The sequence below is a fragment of the Methylomonas sp. BG-2 genome (assembly GCF_057766305.1).
Window position 1 is genome coordinate 1 of the sequence record NZ_JBYMAP010000236.1, and the last position, 6,084, is coordinate 6,084.

Genomic DNA, 6,084 nt, shown 5'->3' on the forward strand with positions numbered 1-6,084 from the left:
CCGGAGAACGGCACATCCACAATGACGCCTTGTTCTTCAAGCGCGCCCTTGAACGCGGCCGCGTAATCGGCAATGCCTGTTTGCTCGGGTGGGAAAGGCGAAATCAGCGCAATACGCATCAGATCACTCGCTTCAAATTTTCGAATCGGGCCAGTAAGCTAGCCGGCACTTCATAACTGCGGCGATTGACGATGACACCGTCCACCTGGTGGAATGCGGTTTTCAGGATAGACACCGCGTTTTCGATGACAGGCACCGTCGATTGGCCGGCTTGAACGACCAGCAAAATCAGATTGGCATTCCGCAGCATCAAAAATGCCGCTCTGTTGCTGGATAAGGCCGATGCTTCAATCAAAACGACTTCGCCGGGTTTCGCGATATCCGTTTCGTTTGAGGCGATTCGGCCAACGACTTTGCGGTCGGCCAATACCCGCAAAAACGCATTGGCGATAAAACTGACGCCCTCACCATGCCTGGCCGAAGCTATGCCTATCGTCAATCCTTCGTTCGCAAGCCTATCGCGGGGCAGTAAACTATATAAGCGGTAAATACCAGCGTCGAAAATCGCCGTTTGACTGTCTTGCGCCTGCTGATCGGGTATCGAGCACCACGCCGGCACGCCAAACGTGGTTTCGATCGAGCTGCCGTCATGGATGCGCTGGTCGAGCAGATAGCTCAGATAAATCACTAGAAAGCCGACGGCGATACCGGCGGGAAACGCCGCCAGCAGTATCGTCAAACTTTTCGGAAACACTCGGGCCGGACTAAACGTGGCTTCCTCGATCACCGCGATATTGCTGATCCGGCTTTTATCCAATTCTCGGTCGATTCGGGCTTTTTCCAGACTGCTTAAATACAAGGCATGGCTTTTTTCAGCCTCGGCCAGGGTACGTTCCAATCGGGAAATTTCCGGTTCGATTGTCAAAATACGCTGGTAATTGCCTTTCAACTCGGCCAATTCGTTGTCGTACGCGGCAATTCGGGCGGCAAGTTCGTTAACCCGCGTGCTGTTTTGCAACGAATTGCGTTGCAATGTCGTGAACAATTCATTCGGCGCCCGATTTTCCATATTCTGAATCGATTGGTTTTCCAAATCGATTTGAGCCTTCAGCGAATCAATGGCCACATCCAGATCGTGAATTTGCGGAGCGTCGGACTGGTAGACTTTCAACGCTTCCACCCGATCGACTTGCATTTGATTCAGTTTGATCAACAAATCCTGACGAACCGGGTTCAAGCTCAATTCCCGCAACGTCGTCACTTCCTTGGGCAAACCCATCGCCAACTGATTGGCACTCGTCACGCCTTTTTGCAGGCCGGATTGTTCCGCGATGGCTTCGGACCGTTCGGCGTTTAGCTTGTTTAAGCGATTACTGATAGCTTCCAGCTTTTCCTTGGAGCTGATACCGTCAATGCTCATCAGTAATTTCGCAAGCGTATTTTTGTCTTCGGCGATCTGTGCGGCCAATTTCCGGCTCTCGGATTCGTAAAATTCATAAAGACTTTTATCGCCAAGCGCTCGCGCCCGTTCTTCTTGATAAAACGCAATCCACTTGGAAACCACCTGCTGGGCTATGTAGGGATCGTCCCAGGTAAAACCCACTTCCATCACGTTGGAGCCAGCGGCATGGGTGACCTCGAAGGCTTTCTCCAATTTACCGACCAATCGATCGACCGGCGTCTGCTCTTCGGATAACCCGACCGAGACCAAGCCACTTCGCAGTTTGTCCAATACCCAACCAACGGCTTCCTTGACATGGTGTTTAATGGTTTTCCAAAATCCCCGCGGCGCTTGCCCTTCCATCTGGGTCAAATAATATTCGGCGACCTTACGTATGATGGGCCGGCCGGTCAGCATTTTTTCTTCGTCCACCACCGGGTCGCGCTGCGTGCTTGGCGCCACCAAGGTTTGCCGATCGCCAAACTCGATCGGCAAGATACTGGTTTCGCGGCCAGGTTTGACTAATAACCGCGCTTCGGATTCGAACCGGGAAGGCAATAAAAACGCACCAAGAACGGCCACGCTGACCGTAACGACAACGGCCATCCGAAATTCATTATAAAAAATGAAAAACAGCCGAGCGATGTCTCTAAATGAGCGGATCTCAATCATGGTGTTAGAGTTTAATTTCCATTGGAGTTGTTAACGGCATTGGTCGTGGTGTTGTTGGCCGGCGTCCAGCTATAGCTAGCCCCCAGCCCAATGGATTTAGTAAATGGCAACAATTGGTTCATATACAAATCCACGACTTCGATCGCATTGCCCAGCGCGGATTTAGGCACGAACACAATGTCGCCGCGTTTTAACATGACCGGGCGGCGCGGGGCCTGTGTTTCGAGCAGTTGACCAAAATCGGTAAAGTAGGCTTTGTATCGATTCGTCTTGTCCAACCGCAACAACGCCACATGGCTGGCATCGGCTGTGGATAGCAGACCGCCGGCGCCGACGATGGCCTGATCCAGGCTGGTCGGAGCGGTAATATCGATCGACACCGGGTTCTGCACCGCCCCACCGACTTGCACCCGATTGCCCGGCGCGCTCACGATGTTCACGGTCACATTCGGATAACGATAAATTTTGGCAAGCTTAGCGGAAATCTCGCCGGCAATTTGTTCCGGAGTTCGGCCAACAGCTTCGATGTTGCCGGCGTCCAAATAAAAGAAACCACCATCCGGACGGACTTGAAAGCGGGTGTTTTCTTCAGGCTCGACCCTTGGCGCGATGTCGCGGACAATTTGCAACACATCGCCGGCCATGACGAAGGTTTCCGACCCGGATAAATCCGTGATATCAGCCACTTGCAATTCCATTCCTTCCAAAGCGACTGGGTCCGGCAAAGGTATTTGGCTCGGCGAACCGCAAGCGGACAAGCCCAAGCTGCTTAAACCAAAGGCAAAGAGGAAGGATTTCCGAATTAGTTGGGCCAGCAAACGCTCAAATGCCCAACTGATCAGACGGCTTCCAGCCCATCGCTTCGGTTCGGCGATGCCCACCAAGATTCGAGAGCTGACGTCCAACCAGCCGCGCGCGGTGGAACGGTGTCGGTTTCCATGAGTTATGTTCATTTTAAAAATCGCGCTTATTGGATATAGCCGTAACTGAAATAACTCAGTCCGAGGCCGACAGATTTGCTAAACGGAATCAATTGTCTGAAATACAAATCCACGACTTCGATCGCGTTACCCAAGTCGGATTTCGGTGCAAACACGACGTCGCCACGCTGTAACAATAAGCGCTGTTGTCTGGCAGGGTCGTCCAGCAAACGACTAAAGTCGATAAAATACACTTGATAAAGATTATCTTCGCCTATCCTGAGCAACGCGACGTGTTCGCCATCGGCCGCTGCTTGCAATCCGCCGGCGTCCAATATTGCCTGTTCCAAACTCGTGGGCGCGCTGACGTCAATATTCGTGGGTTTGGCGACAGCCCCTCCAACAAAAACCCGATTGCCCGACCCACTGACGATGTTGACCGCCACCATCGGGTAACGGTAAATTTCGCCCAGTTTTTCGGTAATTTCACGAGCAACTTGCTCGGGCGTATGGCCAGCGGCTTTGACTAAACCCACGTTCGGGTAGGAAAAATTACCGTCCGGACGCACGACGAAAACGGTTGGGTCACTTTTTGGATTAGACGTTGCGGTCTGCCTAGCGATACGAAGTGTGTCCCCGCTGACGATCCTGGTAACCGGCACCGGCAATTCACTGAGGTCGATCCTGCGCAAATCCCGTTCAGCCATCGCCGCTTCATCCGGTAAACCGACTTTGGCGGGTGAACCGCACGCGACCAATCCCAGCATCAGTAGAAACGCAAGAACCGGAAAATACCGCGATACCAGTCCGTAGCGATTTTCAGAGGTCATGATAAATCCAAAGACTCCCAGTAACGAGGAAACATGCTGATGCGCCGCTTCAAGGCCAGCGGCAAGGCTTTATGTATCCAACCTAGCCGATACCCCAACAATTTTAGCGCGGAACGCAAAATACATTCAGGTATTCGCCAAGTTTGCCCCAACTGAATGATGTGCTTGACCTCCGAAATGACAAAGCGCCGCCCTTCCCCGCGCGCTTTGCCGAATTGGCGTTCGATCCAATCTTCCTGCCCGTAAAACACGCCGATATCGAAATAGCGCCGAAATTCTTGCCATAGCGAGTAGCTGTGCGAATGAACGACGAGGGCGTCGGCTTCATAGCGGACGCTCCAGCCGGCCAGCAGCATTTTAGCGGCAACAAAAGCGTCTTCGCTGCCGATTACATCGAGCGGAAATCCGCCGACCGCATCCAACGCAGTGCGTCGATAGGCCGCGAACGAGTCGGAGCTGAAGCACGTCTTGAGGCCTAAGCTGGCGGAATCGGCAAGTACCTTGGTCCGGCTTTGAGCGGGATAATTGAAATAACGGGCATGCGCTTCGTGAATATCGGCTTCCGGACGCGGCAACTGCCGCCCGTATGCCACGCCGACATTGACATCCAGCAACACCGCATCCCGCAAGTTACGTAAACTTTCCGTATCGGCCAGAATGGCGTCCTGCGTCATAAAGATGAGTATATCGGCGGAGACCTGCTGACTGGCCCAACGGCGGGTTCCGCCATGATTGAAGGTTCCCGCCGGAATGGTTTCGACTCTGGCGCCCGCCGCCAAAAAACGTTGGACGGTGTCGTCAGTCGAGTGGCTATCGATAACCAGCCATTCATCGGGTTGTAGCGACTGACTTGCCAGCGCCGGAAGCAGCCGATCCAAATGTTGACTAGCGTTCCAAACGGGGACAATTACTGCTGTTCGTACCAAATCAGTATTCATCTGTTAACTCCTACGGTCTTAACTGAAATATCGACGGAGTCTGAAGTAGGTAAATTGAGTCCGAAATTACTAGACTTCCGGCCCACCACCAGCCCCACCCTGAACGCGAGTTAACAGTCTAACCGGGTATTCGGACGAAGCCGCGACTTTTAACTGTGTTATTTAACTGAATCACACAATACGCCTCGGTAGTTTGCCAAGCAAATCTTAAGCCATTTATCTAGCCCTCCAATGATTGAACAAAACGGGCGGTAGCTTTTGACCCGAAACCACGGTTTACCTAGACCTTGAACGGTAAACATCAATGGTCGGCGGAACGCAAATCAGCGTCGGATGTCGGAGCATCAAAAGTCGTGTATAAAACGACTGGCATTTAAAAATGTCTGCACTCAAACAATCATCATAGGAGCAAACATGCACCAACTTGTAGCACCCTTCATCGTTGCCGCGCTAACATTGTGGACCGCCAACACTTCCGCAACGGAAACCGCCACCGTACCCGACAAGGTCCGGGCCAATATTCTGAAGCGTTACCCGCAAGCCGAAGAATTGCAAGCCACAGGTCGTGAAACCCATTTCAAAAACCCATTGCTTGCCGTTAGCTTTAAAACCACGGAGGGCGACACCAAAATGGAGCTGTTTCGTGGAAATGGCGCTCTGTTCACGAATAAGATGGCGCTAGAGGCCCCCAACGAAGGCCTGCCCCCCGACTTAAGAAAAGCGGTGTCCGAACAACTTCCTGGAGGTCAGATTAGAAAAGCAGAACTCATCGTCAACCCCAACGGCGTAGGCGAGGAATACGAAATTCATGTCGATGTCGGCGGAACCCTTTGGCATGTAGCAGGCACCGATACCGGTGAAATCACCGAGAAACTAAAAGATTGAGTCGTTTCCAACCGGAATCGTTGTTCGCATTTGAGAGGAGCGCCAATCGTCAGAAGAGGAAGTATCGGTTTGCTTCTTGTTTTCTCTACGGCATTCACAGCGCTGTAGCGACGGGTTGCGTGATGACGCTCGCACCACTGCGTTACCCAGTGGTGCCCACAGCTCCGCCTCCCGAAAGTTGAACCGATTGGCCTGAGTCAGGGCCCAGTTTAGATTTGGATAATTGGCTATTGGGATTGGAGCGGCACGGGGGATGTTTGGCGGCCTGGCTATTGCCGATCTCGAACCGGCTTCGACCAAAGACTCCATTGCTGAGAGGCCGTGGATCCGGGTTGGCACGGACCCACGGGGCATTAGCGGCAACACTACGGCCTATCCGAACCGCTAGCTATTTATCA

The 6,084-nt window shown here is 52.7% G+C and carries 5 protein-coding genes; 1 reads left to right on the forward strand and 4 read right to left on the reverse strand.

What is annotated here, in order from left to right; all coding sequences use genetic code 11:
- Positions 1 to 118: 118 nt before the first annotated feature.
- From AC3B8H_RS17400 to AC3B8H_RS17415, 4 genes are all read right to left on the reverse strand, one after another.
- Entirely contained in the window at positions 119 to 2,047 is a 1,929-nt protein-coding gene (locus tag AC3B8H_RS17400) for a GumC family protein (RefSeq protein WP_488442809.1), read from the reverse strand.
- A gap of 77 nt (positions 2,048 to 2,124) precedes the next feature.
- Complete coding sequence (locus tag AC3B8H_RS17405) at positions 2,125 to 2,799, reverse strand: polysaccharide biosynthesis/export family protein (RefSeq protein ID WP_488442810.1); 675 nt, start codon at positions 2,797 to 2,799, stop codon at positions 2,125 to 2,127.
- 281 nt (positions 2,800 to 3,080) lie between these two features.
- Positions 3,081 to 3,863, reverse strand: coding sequence for a polysaccharide biosynthesis/export family protein (locus tag AC3B8H_RS17410; protein ID WP_488442811.1), 783 nt, complete (start codon positions 3,861 to 3,863; stop codon positions 3,081 to 3,083).
- Positions 3,860 to 4,801, reverse strand: a complete 942-nt coding sequence (locus tag AC3B8H_RS17415; RefSeq protein WP_488442812.1) for a glycosyltransferase family 2 protein — start codon at positions 4,799 to 4,801, stop codon at positions 3,860 to 3,862. Before AC3B8H_RS17415 ends, AC3B8H_RS17410 begins: the two co-directional genes overlap by 4 nt.
- Positions 4,802 to 5,215: 414 nt before the next feature.
- On the opposite strand from AC3B8H_RS17415, the gene AC3B8H_RS17420 reads away from it, so the two are divergent.
- Positions 5,216 to 5,686 (forward strand): hypothetical protein, encoded by a 471-nt coding sequence (locus AC3B8H_RS17420; protein WP_488442813.1) that lies wholly within the window; start codon positions 5,216 to 5,218, stop codon positions 5,684 to 5,686.
- Positions 5,687 to 6,084 lie beyond the last annotated feature (398 nt).